The sequence below is a fragment of the Bacteroides sp. 1001302B_160321_D4 genome, assembly GCF_015667765.1.
In the GTDB taxonomy this organism is placed as follows: Bacteria; Bacteroidota; Bacteroidia; order Bacteroidales; family Bacteroidaceae; genus Bacteroides; species Bacteroides xylanisolvens.
Genome location: NZ_JADPLO010000011.1, coordinates 15,505 through 32,567, shown reverse-complemented (window position 1 = coordinate 32,567; position 17,063 = coordinate 15,505). Strand labels below are relative to the sequence as shown.

12 protein-coding genes and 3 riboswitches are annotated in these 17,063 nt (G+C 42.6%); of the genes, 10 read left to right on the top strand and 2 right to left on the bottom strand.

What is annotated here, in order from left to right; genetic code table 11:
• Positions 1-5 precede the first annotated feature (5 nt).
• Positions 6-1,190, bottom strand: a complete 1,185-nt coding sequence (locus KFO40_RS06480) for an ABC transporter substrate-binding protein (protein WP_008024883.1) — start codon at positions 1,188-1,190, stop codon at positions 6-8.
• 63 nt (positions 1,191-1,253) lie between these two features.
• A riboswitch (cobalamin riboswitch) is annotated at positions 1,254-1,466 on the bottom strand.
• A 138-nt stretch (positions 1,467-1,604) separates the two neighbouring features.
• Between KFO40_RS06480 and KFO40_RS06475 the strand changes: the two genes are divergently transcribed.
• The 10 genes from KFO40_RS06475 to KFO40_RS06430 all read left to right on the top strand — a co-directional run bounded on the left by KFO40_RS06475 (position 1,605) and on the right by KFO40_RS06430 (position 15,838).
• Entirely contained in the window at positions 1,605-2,738 is a 1,134-nt protein-coding gene (locus KFO40_RS06475) for an ABC transporter substrate-binding protein (RefSeq protein WP_004312392.1), read from the top strand.
• Positions 2,735-3,751 carry a FecCD family ABC transporter permease gene (locus tag KFO40_RS06470; protein ID WP_004306690.1) on the top strand — a complete coding sequence of 339 codons (1,017 nt, stop codon included), beginning with the start codon at positions 2,735-2,737 and terminating at the stop codon, positions 3,749-3,751. Before KFO40_RS06475 ends, KFO40_RS06470 begins: the two co-directional genes overlap by 4 nt.
• Positions 3,748-4,503, top strand: coding sequence for an ABC transporter ATP-binding protein (locus KFO40_RS06465; RefSeq protein ID WP_004299412.1), 756 nt, complete (start codon positions 3,748-3,750; stop codon positions 4,501-4,503). Before KFO40_RS06470 ends, KFO40_RS06465 begins: the two co-directional genes overlap by 4 nt.
• 78 nt (positions 4,504-4,581) lie before the next feature.
• Positions 4,582-4,793: riboswitch (cobalamin riboswitch) on the top strand.
• Between the two features lie 213 nt (positions 4,794-5,006).
• Positions 5,007-6,692 (top strand): putative transporter, encoded by a 1,686-nt coding sequence (locus tag KFO40_RS06460; RefSeq protein ID WP_211146205.1) that lies wholly within the window; start codon positions 5,007-5,009, stop codon positions 6,690-6,692.
• A gap of 131 nt (positions 6,693-6,823) precedes the next feature.
• Positions 6,824-7,042: riboswitch (cobalamin riboswitch) on the top strand.
• A gap of 136 nt (positions 7,043-7,178) precedes the next feature.
• Positions 7,179-9,242, top strand: a complete 2,064-nt coding sequence (locus KFO40_RS06455) for a TonB-dependent receptor (RefSeq protein WP_211146204.1) — start codon at positions 7,179-7,181, stop codon at positions 9,240-9,242.
• Positions 9,239-10,396: a DUF5074 domain-containing protein gene (locus tag KFO40_RS06450; RefSeq protein WP_004312388.1), complete on the top strand. Its 1,158-nt coding sequence runs from the start codon at positions 9,239-9,241 to the stop codon at positions 10,394-10,396. Before KFO40_RS06455 ends, KFO40_RS06450 begins: the two co-directional genes overlap by 4 nt.
• 34 nt (positions 10,397-10,430) lie before the next feature.
• On the top strand, positions 10,431-12,050 hold the full coding sequence (locus tag KFO40_RS06445; RefSeq protein ID WP_211146203.1) for a PL29 family lyase N-terminal domain-containing protein: 1,620 nt from the start codon (positions 10,431-10,433) through the stop codon (positions 12,048-12,050).
• The gene (locus tag KFO40_RS06440; RefSeq protein WP_008024899.1) at positions 12,050-13,762 is read left to right on the top strand and encodes a PKD-like domain-containing protein; all 1,713 of its coding nucleotides are present in this window, start codon (positions 12,050-12,052) and stop codon (positions 13,760-13,762) included. The genes KFO40_RS06445 and KFO40_RS06440 overlap by 1 nt, the downstream gene beginning before the upstream one ends.
• Before the next feature lie 128 nt (positions 13,763-13,890).
• Positions 13,891-15,246 carry an MATE family efflux transporter gene (locus KFO40_RS06435; RefSeq protein ID WP_211146202.1) on the top strand — a complete coding sequence of 452 codons (1,356 nt, stop codon included), beginning with the start codon at positions 13,891-13,893 and terminating at the stop codon, positions 15,244-15,246.
• Positions 15,247-15,259: 13 nt separating this feature from the next.
• Positions 15,260-15,838 carry a Crp/Fnr family transcriptional regulator gene (locus KFO40_RS06430; protein WP_211146201.1) on the top strand — a complete coding sequence of 193 codons (579 nt, stop codon included), beginning with the start codon at positions 15,260-15,262 and terminating at the stop codon, positions 15,836-15,838.
• Between the two features lie 2 nt (positions 15,839-15,840).
• Here KFO40_RS06430 and KFO40_RS06425 read toward each other — a convergent pair whose 3' ends face one another.
• The gene (locus KFO40_RS06425) at positions 15,841-17,010 is read right to left on the bottom strand and encodes an MFS transporter (protein WP_211146200.1); all 1,170 of its coding nucleotides are present in this window, start codon (positions 17,008-17,010) and stop codon (positions 15,841-15,843) included.
• Positions 17,011-17,063 lie beyond the last annotated feature (53 nt).

Here is a 17,063-nt window from a genome sequence, read left to right as displayed (position 1 = left end):
CCTTCTCATTTTAAAAGCTCATAAAAAACAGGAGTATACTCCGGTAGCAGTTCCGGATGAAATACTTTAATCAAATCTTTCAGCAGCACTTCCGGATGAGTGGGAACATTCTCATAATAAGGTTTCTCCTTGAGATTACAATAAATCACTCCTTTATCTTTGAATGCCCGGAAATCAGCATACCGGGAATCCTGTGCTTTCAAGGCGTCGTAAGTGAACGTGCCGTTATGGCTGTTCAATATCCGCCAATAATCAGCACTTTCCGCGCGACTGTAAACAGTCTCAAAGTCTAAAGTCACTCCACCTGTATTCGGATCATCTTTTAGGAAATAATCTGCACCGGCATCCCGAAAAAGTTGTGCGAGGAAATTACGTCCTCCTACGGCGTACCAGTTGCCGCCACGCAGCTCACCACTAAAAACAACCGGCTTTTTCTCAATCTTTGCCGTCAGCTGCTTCAATGTATTATATTCAGCCTTAATCGAATCAAAGATTACATTTGCTTTCTCCTCTTCTCCAATCAGCAGACCGATAAACTTAATCCATTCTGCCTGCCCGAGGGGAGAATTCTCTTTATATCCCAAATGCGGAATCAAAGGAATACCTACCTCTTTCAATGCGTCATATCCTCCCCGTTTGAAAGGAGAAATCAGAATCAGATCGGGATTCATGGAGATAATGACTTCATTATCAAAGTTCCCCTCTATCCCTATCTTACGAATTTTCTTCTCTTTCAACCGGCGTTTTACTTCCTCATTAAACAAATGGCGGGTACTTGTGATACCTACCACATGATCCAACTCATCCAGTTTTATAAAATTGGATAGTTGCAACGAAGTCATACAAATGATATTCTTAATCGGAACGGACTGCACTACATAATCAGTGGATACTTTATTTTTCGCAAAGGCTTCCTTATCCCTGACAAACGCATACTGATAAATTTCCCCTTTACCCTTTTCTTTCTGCGGGTCCTGAATGGTCACCAGACACCCTCCCTCTACATATTGCACTTCGAAACCTTCAGCATATTCCGGAAGAATGATCCGGGAGGAATCAGAGGTGCTAACCGCCACTCCGACTGCCTGCGTATTGTTTTTACTTTTCTGTCCACAAGAAACGAGAAATAACAAAAGGCAAACAACCGGCCAGCATTTTCCTTTCAGCCGCATACTATTATATCTGCTCATATTTTATCTATAAGATTAATCTTCAGATTATTCAAGTATTTTTCGAACCTTACTCCCGGAAAGTATCGAAAACTTCATTCTGGCAGGTCTTCTGACTTACTCCATTTTCCTGACGCCCTTCCCGCCTCTTCATGATCGAGACAGTGGATTTGAGTATTGCAGGAAAACTTCAGCGGAGCTTACAGCAGCGGGTCTGTTCAGGATTTTCACCTGATTCCCTTTTCACCACTCTTTCCGTAGCATCGGAAAAGTGACACCAAAATTCACCTTGCAAAGATACATAAATAGGAATGATTTCGGAGAAAATGCAATAAAAAAAGAAAGAATATCTCCAAAGATACTTATCTTTGCCCCGCAATGTCAATCTTCAGACACCGAAAATTATTTATTCATTTAAAAGATACACGAATAAAGATGAAATCTCCTATTTCAATCCTCACATGGCTATGTCTTCTCTTCCTGGCTAGTTGTATATCCAACAAGAAGACTTCTCTCGAGGCTTTCAAACAGGATGTCTATACACCTGAATACGCAACCGGATTCAAGATTCTGGGTGCGGACAATACCGCCAGCACACTTATTCAGGTTTCCAACCCATGGCAGGGAGCCAAGGACGTGAAAATGTCTTATTTCATTTCCCGCAACGGTGAACAAGCGCCTGCCGGATTTACCGGTCCTACGATTCCTGCCGGAGCAAAACGTATCGTATGTATGGCTTCTTCCTACATCGCCATGTTCGACGCTCTAGGTCAAGTGGACAAAATTGTCGGAGTATCGGGCATCGACTATGTATCCAATCCATATATTCTCGCACATAAAAATTCTATCAAGGACATGGGCCCCGAAATGAATTATGAGTTATTATTGGGACTGAAACCGGATGTTGTCCTGTTATACGGTATCGGAGATGCGCAAACTGCCGTAACAGACAAACTGAAAGAACTGTATATACCTTATATGTATGTAGGAGAATATTTGGAGGAATCGCCGCTTGGTAAAGCCGAATGGCTGGTAGCTCTTGCCGAATTAACAGACAGCAGGGAAAAAGGCATCGAAATATTCCGTGAAATCCCTAAACGTTATCAAGTTTTGAAAGCGCTCACCGAATCGGTAGAACAACGTCCTACCGTTATGCTCAATACCCCGTGGAACGACAGTTGGGTGATGCCTTCCACACAAAGTTACATGGCACAATTGGTAACTGATGCGGGTGCGGATTACATCTACCAAGAAAACAAGTCTAACAGTTCCACTCCCATCGGACTGGAAACAGCTTACAAACTGATACAAAAGGCCGACTACTGGATTAATGTAGGCATGGCTTCTACGTTGGATGAACTAAAGACGGTCAATCCTAAATTTGTAGACGCCAAAGCTGTACGCGAAAAAACTGTTTACAACAATAATTTACGAACAACACCGACAGGAGGTAATGACTACTGGGAATCTGCAGTGGTACGTCCCGACGTCGTATTGCGTGACCTGATTCATATCTTTCACCCCGAACTCGTATCCGATTCACTTTACTATTACAGACATCTGGAATGAAACAGCCTGATAAACGCACTCCCTTTTTATTCATTACACTGGGTATAGTTGCCATACTGTTATTACTGATAGACATGGCAACGGGAGATACATATATTCCTATCACCAAGGTATGGGCTGTACTCACCGGAGGCGAATGTGACGAAATGACACGGAATATTCTCCTTTCTATCCGTTTCATACGGGTAGTGGTAGCGGCTTTAATAGGAATAGCACTCTCCGTTAGCGGTTTACAGATGCAAACAGTATTCCAGAATCCATTAGCAGACCCTTACCTGTTGGGAGTAAGTTCCGGTGCAGGACTGGGCGTAGCTCTGTTCATACTAGGTGCTCCATTACTTGGATGGGCGGAGTTTCCAATTCTTCAGTCGCTGGGTATCGTTGGCTCGGGCTGGGTAGGAACTGCCGTAATCTTATTGGGAGTAGCCATTATCAGCCGGAAAGTAAAAAACATTCTCGGTGTATTGATTATGGGAGTTATGATAGGCTACGTAGCAGGCGCTATCATTCAGATACTCCAATACCTAAGTTCTGCCGAACAACTGAAAATGTTCACACTCTGGTCAATGGGATCTCTTAGCCACATCACAGTCACCCAACTGGGAATTATGATACCGATGTTATGTATCGGTTTACTAATTTCCGTAGCCTGTATCAAATCGCTGAACCTGTTACTGCTCGGTGAAAATTATGCACGAACGATGGGAATGAACATTAAACGTTCACGCACGTTCATCTTCGTTTCTACCGCACTGCTGACAGGAACGGTCACCGCTTTCTGTGGTCCGGTAGGATTTATCGGCCTGGCAGTACCGCATGTCACACGACTGCTATTCAACAATGCCGACCACCGGATACTGGTCCCCGGCACCATGCTGACAGGGCTTATCAGCATGCTTCTCTGCGACATCATCGCCAAGAAGTTCCTACTTCCGGTTAACTGCATCACCGCCTTACTAGGTGTTCCGGTTATTTTATGGGTAATTGCTAAAAACTTGCGTAGATTCAAATGATAGAACTTAAAGAACTGACATTAGGATATGGACAGCGCACGCTGTTGGAAACGGTAAATGCCCGAATCACAGGCGGACAACTCGTTGCCCTGTTAGGACGTAACGGAACGGGAAAGAGCACCCTGCTCCGTGCTATGATGGGGCTGGAAAAGCCTCAATCAGGAGAGATTACTCTGCAAGGAAAAAACATAGCATCATTGAAACCGGAAAAATTAGCCCGGAATATAAGCTTTGTCACCACCGATAAAGTACGTATCGCTAATCTCCGCTGTAAAGATGTAGTAGCCTTAGGGCGTGCTCCCTATACCAACTGGATCGGCCAACTGCAACCGGAAGACCAAAAGCGGGTGGATGACGCTATGCAGCTAGTCGGTATGTCCGGTTATGCAGAAAAGACAATGGATAAAATGTCCGATGGCGAATGTCAGCGAATCATGATTGCCCGTGCTCTTGCACAGGATACTCCCGTCATCCTGCTTGATGAACCGACCGCCTTCCTGGACTTACCTAACCGCTACGAGCTCTGTTTGCTTTTAAAGAAACTGGCACAGGAAGAAAAAAAATGTGTCTTATTCTCCACTCATGACCTCGACATCGCCTTATCGCTTTGCGACTCCATCATGCTCATAGATAATCCGCAGATGTACACGCTGCCTACTCCGGAAATGGTGGCTAGCGGACATATAGAAAGACTTTTCCGAAATGAATCCGTCACGTTTGATGTGCAGGAGATGAGAGTACGCATCAAATAAACAAACAGATATCCGACAAGAATCAGACTGTGTATAAAATAAATAGGTAGCATTCATTTGGGTTCCTATATAAATTCGCTATCTTTGCCCCGAATTGGTTTCAGATAGCCATATCAACTATCTGAATTAAAAGGGAATCGGGTGTAAATCCCGGACAGTCCCGCTGCTGTGAAACTCCATTCAACTTCTTGATATTTACTTTTACCACTGACCAGGTATCGATAGTCAAGGTCGGGAAGGCATCAGGAAGGGAGTCAGTCAGAAGACCTGCCATTCATACCTTTATAGTTGTTTTTACTCGTGGGATAGGAAAACGGCAGACTGTAAAAAAAGAATCGAGTAGTCATGACATCGGAAATGATTGAAGGAGGATAAATTCTCTCTAGCTAAAATATCAAAAGGACGGCATTAGACCGTCATGCTCAATGTGTGCGTATCCCCGCAGAAGTGATTTCTCCGGGGTTACTTTTAGCTAAACTAAATATCATCATATAATAATCACAATGGAAGTTCTAAGAAATTTATTTGAAGGTTACCCCAATCTTTGGGGCGGCGGAGTGGCACACTCCGTACTGATTCTGTCACTAACCATAGCGTTTGGAATCATCCTTGCAAAAATCAAAGTGCGGGGAGTATCTCTGGGAGTTACCTGGATACTCTTTGTCGGAATCGTATTCGGCCATTTCAACATGAATCTGGACGAACACCTGCTCCACTTTCTAAAAGAATTCGGATTGATTCTGTTTGTTTACTCAATTGGTTTGCAGGTAGGACCCGGCTTTTTTTCAGCATTCAAAAAGGGGGGCTTTACCCTGAATATGCTAGCTATGCTCGTAGTAGTATTAGGAGTAACCATTACTATTATCCTGCACTTCACCACCGGAACTCCGATTACCACAATGGTAGGTATTTTGTCCGGAGCCGTCACCAATACTCCGGGACTGGGAGCCGCACAACAGGCCAACAGTGATTTGAATGGCATAGATGCTCCCGAAATTGCTTTAGGATATGCAGTCAGCTATCCGCTGGGTGTAGTAGGTATCATCCTTTCCCTGCTTGCTTTGAAATATCTCCTTCGCATCAATACTGCTCAAGAAGAAAAAGAAGCAGAAGTCGGTCTGGGACATCTCCAGGAACTTACCGTACGCCCTATCTCCATTGAAGTGAGAAACGAATCGGTAGACGGCATCAGGATTAAAGAACTCCTCCCGTTACTGAACCGTAAGTTTGTCATTTCCCGCATCAAACACCGCGAGGGTGGAGAAACCGAATTGGTCAATTCCGAAACAATTCTACATGTAGGGGATATCATATTAGTGATCTCTACCCCGATTGACGTGGAAGCAATCACTATATTCTTCGGAAAGGAAATCAAAATGGAATGGGAACAACTGAACAAAGAGCTCATTTCACGCCGTATCCTGATTACTAAACCGGAATTGAACGGGAAAACGCTTTCACAACTCAAAATCAGAAATAACTTCGGAGCAAACATCACCCGCGTCAATCGTTCGGGAGTAGACTTGGTAGCCTCTCCACAATTACAGTTACAAATGGGAGACCGTGTCACCATTGTAGGTTCCGAACTGGCTGTTGCCCATGCAGAGAAAGTACTTGGCAACTCCATGAAACGCTTAAATCATCCGAACCTGATTCCTATCTTTATAGGTATCGCTTTAGGATGTATTCTGGGAAGTCTTCCTTTCGCATTTCCCGGAATTCCGCAACCTGTGAAACTAGGATTGGCAGGCGGTCCGCTCATCGTTTCTATCCTGATTAGCCGTTTCGGTCCGAAATACAAGCTAATTACTTATACCACCATGAGTGCCAACCTGATGCTTCGTGAAATCGGTATTTCCATCTTCCTCGCTTGCGTAGGTTTAGGAGCAGGCGAAGGCTTTGTAGACACAGTCATTCATGGCGGAGGATATATATGGGTAGGCTACGGAGTAATCATAACCATCCTGCCACTTCTGATTACGGGATTGATAGGACGGTATTATTGCAAGCTGAATTATTTCACGCTTATCGGAGTTCTGGCTGGTTCTACCACCAATCCGCCGGCATTGGCTTACTCCAATGACCAGACCTCCTGTGATGCGCCTGCCGTCGGCTACGCTACGGTGTATCCGCTCACCATGTTTCTGCGAGTATTGACGGCACAAATATTGATTCTGTCGTTGGGATAACATATTAATATATCCTTTTCCATCCAATTGATTACTAACAAATGGAGAGAATAGGATCAGATGCCGGAATATTTGTTATTGGTCAATGGGATATTTTTTTAGAATAAAACAAACTAATTAATAAAAACTTTCTAACTTTGTGCCGTTAAGGTTTCCTTGAACAACTTTTGCGTTGTAAAGGAATGAAAAGGGAATGCCGTGTAAACCGGCAACAGTACCTGCTGCTGTAAATCTCCGCTCCTTGTAATCAAAGAGCAAAATTGCAACACAAAAGTCACTGGATAGTTTATCTGGGAAGGCGTTGCAAAATGGGATGAGTCAGAAGACCTGCCTTGATGCTCTGATTTACACCTGCGGGATTTCGGGTAGTAGTCAAATAGAAAATAAGCAATTATCTTTTATTTGGTATAATAGCTATATGTCCGTTTGTGTAGATTGAATTCAGATCTGAACAAACGGATTTTTTATACCTATAAAATAAAAGACATGCTTTCTATTCAAGTCCATTCATACAATAAGCATTATATCCATTTACGGTGGATATTATGTTTGATTCTATCTCTATTTACCACATTACCGGCCATTTCCCAGTCCAGGGTTCGGCATCAGACTTCTCTGTCTGATACACTTCTCAAACTCAAAGAAGTTACTATCTACAGCAACCGGATGCAAAAAAAGATGTCTCCTGTACAGATTCTGTCCGGCAAAGAACTTGAGAAGCTCAATGTTTACTCCGTTGCTGATGCTTTGCGCTACTTTTCCGGAGTACAGATAAAAGATTACGGAGGTATTGGAGGACTAAAAACCGTCAATATACGAAGTATGGGCAGTCATCATGTCGGAGTATTTTACGATGGTATTGAATTAGGAAATGCGCAAAATGGAGTCGTCGATCTAGGCCGTTTTTCATTAGATAATATGGAAGTCATTTCACTATATAATGGTCAAAAAAGTGCCATCTTCCAACCTGCCAAAGATTATAGTTCCGCAAGTGCCATATATATGCAGACACGAAAACCCCTATTCAAAGGGGAAAAGAAAAACAATCTGAACATCGGGGTGAAAGGCGGTTCATTCTCTACCATCAATCCGTCACTACTTTGGGAACATCGTTTCAACGAACGAATAAGCAGTTCCATCAGTACGGAGTATATGTATACATCAGGACGATATAAATTCACATACGCCAAGAAAGATGGTTACGACACAACAGCTGTTCGTCAAAATGGAGACGTAAGAATGTTACGTTTGGAGAATGCATTCTTCGGAAAAGTCCCCAAAGGAGAATGGAAAGCCAAAGCATACCTATACAATTCGGAACGGGGATACCCCGGAGCTGCGGTAAGAGAAGAACCGGGTAAGTTTCGCCATCAGGACCGGCAGTGGGATACCAATCTGTTTGTGCAAGGCTCTTTTCAAAACTATTTTAAGCCTTGGTACAGTCTGCTAGCCAACGGAAAATATGCTTATGACTATCTCCACTATTTATCCGATCCCAGACTGGATGTCACCACCATGTACGTAGACAATCACTACCGACAGCAAGAAATCTATGCTTCGGCCGCCCATTTATTCACCATCTATCCCTGGTGGAGTATGTCATTATCCAACGATTTTCAATGGAATGCATTACGGGCCGATCTCATAGATTTTGTCTATCCAACCCGTAATACAATCCTGACTTCTGCTGCCACGTCCTTTGACTTCAACCGCCTCATGTTGCAGGCGAGCCTGTTATATACTCATGTCGACGACAATACACGTACCAAAGGAGCCAATGCAGGCACCAAAAACAAATACACTCCGTCTGTCATAGCCACCTGGCAACCATTGACCAAGCTCCCTCTGAATGTACGGGCCTTTTATAAGAAAGTCTTTCGCATGCCGACTCTCAATGATTTGTATTATACTTTTATAGGCAATAAGGACTTAAAACCAGAATATACCACCCAATACGATGTGGGTATCACTTTCTCTCACACCTGGAATAACCATTGGCTGAAAAGCCTGGACTTACAAATAGATGGTTACTATAATGAAGTAGATGATAAAATCATTGCCATGCCTACCTCCAACCAGTTCCGTTGGACTATGATAAATCTCGGACATGTGGAAATTCGGGGATTAGACGCAGCCATACGAGGAGAATGGGGTTTCGGAAAGGTGGAACTTAGCACTCTATTCAATTACACCTATCAAAAGGCACAGGATTTTACCGATCCTACCAGTGAATGGTATGGAGGCCAGATTCCTTATATACCTTGGCATGGAGGTTCCATCATCCTCAATGGAAGTTATCAAACATGGTCTTGCAACTATAGTTTCATTTATACAGGTGAACGTTATGAAGCAGTCGCCAATATCCCGGAGAACTACGCACAGCCTTGGTATACCCATGATTTTTCCCTATCCAAAACTTTTCAATGGGGGAAAACGGGAATACGTGTAACGACAGAAATTAATAATATCTTCAATCAGCAATATGAAGTAGTGCAATGCTATCCTATGCCCGGTACAAGTTTTAAAATCAAATTAAACGTCATGTTATGAGAATATCTGTTCTATCCATCATTATCTGTTTTGTTCTTCTGTCGACTTCTTGTCGCGAAGATGAACGCATTATTCCGTCAACTCCCAACCAAGTTACTCCCGGAGTAAGCGGCACCTCTGTCAAAGGTTTCTTTCTACTCAATGAAGGAAATATGGGAAGCAACAAGGCTACCCTTGATTACTTTGATTACGAAACCGGTATCTATCATAAGAATATCTATGCGGAACGGAACCCGGGAGTCGTACAAGAATTGGGGGATGTGGGAAATGATATCCAAATCTATGGAAATAAGTTATATGCCATCATCAACTGTTCTCATTTCGTAGAAGTGATGAATGTAGAAACAGCAAAACACATCACGCAAATTTCCATACCTAATTGCCGTTATATCGTCTTTAAAGATAAATATGCATACGTCAGTTCGTATGCAGGCCCTGTCAAAATAGATCCCAACGCCAGACTGGGGTATGTAGCACGTGTTGACACTACCACACTGACTGTCAAGGACACCTGTGTGGTCGGCTACCAGCCGGAAGAAATGGTGATTGTGGGCAACAAACTCTATGTAGCCAACTCCGGCGGGTATCGCGTACCTAATTATGACCGTACGGTATCCGTCATCGACTTGAACACATTCAAAGTTATCAAAACCATTGATGTGGGAATCAATTTGCATAGAATGGAATTAGACCAATACGGAAATATTTATGTCTCATCCCGGGGAGATTATTATGACACTTACTCCGAAACATTTGTAATAGATTCCAATACCGATAAAGTAATCGAAGAACTACCGCTTCTTCCCAATACAGAAATGGCCATTTGCAGAGATTCACTGTATGTATACAGTACAGAATGGAGTTATTACACCAACAGTTGGACAGTCTCTTACGCCATCTATAATACAAAAACAAAGAAAACTGATACCCGCAATTTTATTACAGATGGTACGGAAAAATCTATCAAGATACCTTATGGAATAGCAATCAATCCGGAAACAGGTGAATTCTTCGTCACCGATGCCAAAGACTATGTGACTCCCGGCACATTATACTGTTTCTCCCGGGATGGAAAAAAGAAATGGTCAGTCATCACGGGGGACATTCCGGCACATATTGCCTTTACAGATAAGAAACTAAAAGAGATTCAATAATTCACAATTCTATTAATAATTAAAAACAAAAGCAATGAAGAAAATTCTATTTTTACTGCTCACTGTCGTTACAGTATGCAGTTGCTACAATGACGATGATCTCTGGGATAAAGTCAATGATCTCGACGGACGAGTAGAAACACTAGAAACAACAGTCAAGAAAATGAACTCTGAAATTACAACTTTACAGAGTTTGGTAGACGCATTAAATCAAGGGAAAGTAATCACCAACACGGAACAGACATCTGATGGCTACACATTAACTTTCAGTGATGGAAGCACCGTATCTATCAAAAATGGAAAGAATGGTACAGATGCTCCTGTGATTGGAGTGAAAGCTGACGAAGACGGAATATATTACTGGACCATTACTACCAACGGTACTACAGAATGGCTGCCGGATGCAACTAACAAGTTAAAAGTGACGGGTACAACTCCAGTTATGGGAGTTGACAGTGACGGATACTGGACCGTTGATACAGGCGAAGGAGCCAAACGCATTAACGGAACAGACGGAAAACCTGTGAAAGCGGAAGGACAAGACGGAGACTCTTTCTTCAAATCTGTTACAGTTAATGACAATCATGTACTAGTTACTCTTGCAGATGGAACGTCGTTCACATTGCCCAAAGGGGAAACATATACATTTGACATTGCCAATAGGGATTATACCTTGTTCTCGTCTAATGAAACAAGGACGTATCTTCTTACAACTGCCAATATAGACGACGCAACATTAATTGCTATTCCGCAAGGATGGACAGCGGTTCTTAATGATAAAGACTTAAGAATCACAGCTCCGGCAGTTTCAGGTGATGATGTCAAAGATGGTGAACTTAAAATACTTGTCACTCCGTCCAAAGCTTTCGGTAAAGTAATAAAAATGCAATTAAGAGCAGTGCGTGAAGCACACTTCTTGACATTCGAGGATGTTGATTATAAAGGTGATGCTAACATGGTAGGAGAAAGAAACTGGTCATCATTAATTGACAGCCAACAATATGGTGGCCCACTACTTTATCCTAAGAATAACCAACTCTATAACTGGAGTGATGCAAACAACACTTTTCTTGCTTCCGAACTTCCTAACGGATGGGGTGATTACCAATACTGGGGTGGCGGACACGCAATTTCCAATTATCTGGATATGGATCTTACTCATGGAGACTTCCAGCACCAACTAGCCGTTTATTATCAGGATGCAAAAACTCGTTTTGGAGGACATAATGGTTCCAAAAACTTCTGCGTACATTACGGCTATGCAGACAATTCCGGATATGCCAACGGTCCATTACCCTATATTTACTTTGGAGACGGAGTTGCTCGTGTAGTTGACCACATGTATGTGACTATGACGACCTACCTAGCCAACTGTGTGGCCAACGGTAACGGTTTGACCGCACCCGCAGGCAAAGATGATTGGGTGAAACTGGTTGCTATCGGTTATGATGAAGATGGAAAAGAAGTAGCTACACGTCCGGAATTTTATTTGGTTGGAGCCGAGGGTAATATACTTGAATGGACAAAATGGGATTTATCCGCATTAGGCAAAGTGGTCAAAATAGACTTTAATGTCACTGGAAGTAATGATAACGGATATGGTTTCAGCCAACCTGCCTATTTTGCTTATGATGATGTAGCAGTGAGATTCTAATGAAACATATTATACTTTTTTTATTTGTTCTGTTAGCATTAATATCATGCGTGAAAGAAGAGGAGGACTCTCCTCTTCTTTCCGCTCCTGTCATTACCTTGAAAGAAGAATCCCCCATCTATAAAACAAAAATTGGTCGGGAGATAACCATCGCTCCCATTTATGAAAATACCGATTCGGAAACGACCTTTAACTGGACAATAGATGGAAAGAGTATCTGTACCACTTCCACCCTGACATTTTCAGCCGATGAAGCAGGCAGGTATTTCATTCTGATTTCTGCCACCAATGCCGGAGGGACAACAGAAAAGGAGATACGTATCGATGTCTTTCAACTTGATGTACCTACTATCTCTATTGCGGATGCCGACAAAGGTTTCAAAGTGCTTCAAGGCTCTGAACTAACCATTACACCTATAGTAGATTCTTTTCTGGAAACCAGTTACTCCTGGCAAATAAACGGTGAAGATATTTCGAACGAATTAACCTGTACTCTCCCCACAATCGAGCTTGGCGAATATCAGGTTCGTTTTGCTACTCACAATGAAGATGGCGATGACGAAGTAACTTTCAAAGTAGAAGTTTGTTCACCGGATCAAGTAGATTTCAACTGGACATTCCTGCAAACGGAATATAACATGTCAGCCGGCAGAACTATCCGTATCAAACCGGTTGACGTGAATAATGCACTGGATGCAGTCTATACATGGACTGTGGACAATGAACAAGTGCAATCCGGAGAAAATGATACTTATCTGTTTACATCCGAGCAGCAGGGAGAACACACAGTAAAGGTAGAAATGAGGAACTCATATATACTCGCTACGCAAACATTAAAAATCAATGTTTGCCCTCCCGCAGGAACATACCAGCGGAAGATTAGCGCCACAAGTTCTGCGTCAATGAACAGAGTATATGAATATTTACCGGCTCCCGGTCAATTCATCAATGAGAATCATACCACAACAACTATGGCAGAAGCCTGCACCTATGCAGAAGAACGAATCAATCAGACGGCTTATGTTTCCCTAGGCGGATTCGGTGGATACATCATCGTTGGATTCGACCATAGTATCGTGAATGATGGAGATTACAACATTGCTATTACAGGAAACGCTTTTGATGGTTCGTCAGAACCGGGAATTGTATGGGTAATGCAGGACGAAAATGGTGATGGGTTACCTAATGACACTTGGTATGAATTGCGCGGATCCGAATATGGGAAAGCCGAAACCTGGCAGGACTATGCCGTCACCTATCATAAACCAACTGGTATTCAGCTTCCCACCCCATGGACAGACAATCATGGTCAAAGTGGGTCTATTGATTATCTGGGTGCTTTTCACCGGCAAGATTATTATTATCCCGCCTGGGTAAAGGAAAAACAATATACTTTGCGAGGTACTCGCCTGAAAGAGCGTAATTACGATCAATCCGGTAATGGTACTTATTGGGTAAATGATAGTTATGAATGGGGATATGCTGATAATTTCAGCGCCATTGATCGTCTGACAGATGATGACAACTATAATGCCGGACCGTCTGACAATCATTTCAAGATATCCCATGCTGTAACTTTCGACGGTAAGGATGCAAACCTGAAGTACGTTGATTTTATCAAAGTACAAGTGGGTGTTAATAGTAAAAGCGGTTGGTTGGGTGAAATATCCACTGAAGTTTTTGGAATAAAGGATTTCAACATGATCAAATAATTGATAGAATATACATAAGAGATTCTTTTCCCTATTAAATATAGAGATAAAAATTACCAAATGGTAATTTTTATCTCCTCTCATAACCCTACCTTTGTTGCCATTTTCAACGACAAAGGTAGAAAGTTATGAAAGATAGTATTGATTTCGGCAGCATGAACATCTCCACGTTGTTCCGTAAGTTACTAATTCCTACGGTACTTGGGATGGTATTCTCGGCACTGTTCGTTATTACGGACGGGATATTTGTAGGAAAAGGAATTGGCAGTGACGCACTGGCGGCAGTAAATATCACTGCACCGCTTTTTATGATCGCAGCGGGTATCGGACTGATGTTCGGAGTGGGAGCTTCGGTGGTGGCTTCCATTCATTTATCTCAGGGAAAACGCAAAGTAGCAAGTATTAATATCACTCAAGCAATTGCTTTTTCTGCATTGCTCATACTTATCCTGTCTGCTCTGTGCCTTTATTTTATAGAGCCATTAGCCAGATTATTAGGTAGTTCGGACCGATTGTTGCCGTTAGCTGTAGAATATATGGCATGGTACATTCCTTTTCTCGTATTCTACGAAGTCTTAAATATAGGTATGTTCTGCATCCGTCTGGACGGTTCACCCACCTATGCCATGATGTGTAATGCGGTTGCAGCCATACTCAATATCATACTGGATTATATATTCATCTTCGAATTTGGTTGGGGAATAATGGGAGCAGCTTTTGCCACCAGTCTGGGGACTGTTGTGGGAGGGTTGATGACACTGATTTACCTCCTCCATTTCTCTCGTACCCTCCATCTATGCCGGATAAAGTTAAGTATCAAAAGTCTGTTACTGACTCTTCGCAACATCGGTTATATGATTAAACAGGGAAGTTCTGCTTTTATCAGTGAAGCCTCCATTGCCTGTATGATGTTTCTGGGGAACTACGTTTTCATCCGCCATCTCGGTGAAGACGGAGTGGCAGCATTTAGTATTGCCTGTTACTTCTTCCCTATCATCTTCATGGTCTATAATGCCATTGCACAATCCGCACAGCCGATTATCAGCTATAACTTCGGAGCCGGACAACCCGAGCGTGTACGAAAGACACTGCATCTCGCCATTCGGACCGCTTTAATCTGCGGTATTAGCTTTTTCATTCTTACCGTACTATGCTGCCAAGACATCGTTTCGTTATTCATTGACCGCAGCTACGCTGCATTCGATATAGCAGTAAACGGGCTTCCTTATTTCGGAGTAGGATTCATTTTCTTTGCCGTCAACATGATTGGCATTGGTTATTATCAGAGTGTCGAAAGAGGTCAGCGGGCAACAATTATCACTCTTCTCCGGGGAGTAGTGTTTATGTTGATCGGATTCTTTGCGCTCCCTCCGGTATTGGGCATACCGGGTATCTGGCTAGCCGTACCATTGGCAGAGTTATTAACCACTTTCTATATTTTCGGAATTTATTTGAAAGATCGTTTCATTGTCTGCCGACGATAAGTATCTTTGCAATATGAGAACATGCATTGAAAAACTTTGCGATAGATACAAGGTATCAGAAACCGATGTACAGTCTCTACTGAACTGTATGGAAGAGGTACATTTCAAAAAGAGAGATTTAATAGTACGCGAGGGAACAAAGAACTGTAATCTTTATTTTATCAAGACAGGAATATGGCGAGCCTATTATCATAAAGACGGAGTGGATACTACCATCTGGTTTGCTTCAGACGGAGAAGCTGCTTTCTCCGTCTGGGGCTATGTAGATAATGCCTACTCATTAATAAATATTGAGGTCATGTGTGACAGTGTGGCCTATTGTATTTCCCGAACAGCTCTGAATCAGCTATTCGCCTCATCCATCGGACTCGCTAATTTGGGGCTCCGCCTCATGGATCACCAGTTTCTTCAACAGGAGAACTGGCTTATCAGCTCGGGAAGCCCACGGGCTAAAGAACGCTATCTCAACCTTATCAAAGAGACTCCGGAATTATTGCAGTATGTACCTTTAAAACATATAGCATCTTACTTGTGGATAACTCCGCAGTCGCTAAGTAGGATTCGGGCGAAGATAGCATCTTCTCCGCAATAATACTACGCTTTCGCGGTCTTCACCCCAAAAGCACAATAAGTCAAATAACACACACAAGCTAAAGTAACAAAAACGCCTCCAATAACACCTACTGTTCCTATTGCAAACCCAATCACCGGGGTAACTACTCCGCCACCGGCAACAGCAGTAATCATCAATCCTGAAATTTGGTTTGCTTTTTCCGGCCTTGCCTGTAAAGCCATCGAATAAATGATAGAAAATACGGATGAGGCAAAGAAGCCGACAGCACCGATACAAATCAGATTCACCATATCATTTTTTACAAAGGCCAGAATAAGCAAAAAGAAAATACAGGCAACAATATTCACACGGAAATATTTCATTTCAGCAATACGGGCTAACAAGAAAGCACCCAGCAAAGCACCTACCGTACGGCTTAAAAAATAAACCTGTGGAGCAAACTTCACTTGTTCTGCCGTCCAGTCAAATCGTTCCGCCATCAGTTTGGAGCTAATAAAGTTGGTAGCAACATCTACTCCCACAATAAAAAAGATACCCAGAAACAACAACAGAATCGTTTTATCCTTCAACAAAGAAAAAGTATCACTGATAGAAAGTTGTTGGGTTGCGGCACTGGAAGCTTCCCGTTTAACAGGTGTAGCCATCAGCCAAATGGCAGACAATAACGTGATAAAGCCTAATATAGGAAAACAATAATACCATTTGTCATCTCCAAAGTGTGCTACAGCCAGCAACACAATCTCCGGCCCAACGAGAGAAGACACAGCTTTAATCACTTGTCCTGCCGTCAAACTACTTGTCAGCAAACGTTGGCTGGTTACCACATTACTCAATAACGGATTCAGTGAAACCTGTAAAATGGCATTACCAATTCCCAAAAGAGCATAAGCTATCATACAAGTCGCACTGTTATAAACGACTAATGGCAGCAGCATACCCACTACCGTTATTCCCATACTAAGTAAAACCGTATTTTTACGTCCCCATTTGTTCATCTGATTTCCAACAGGAATACCTAAAAACAGGAACCAGATAAAAACCAATGAAGGAACAAATCCCGTCATCACGGGAGACCAGTCGAAAGTACGTTGAACATAATCGGACGAAATACCGACTATGTCACAGAAGCCCATTACAAAGAACCCGAAGAGAACGGGAAGGGCGGCATAAATAGAGTTTTGTGTTTTCATGTTTAACTCACTATATTATAAAATGTAGAATCCCCGGTGCCATTGTCAAGCGA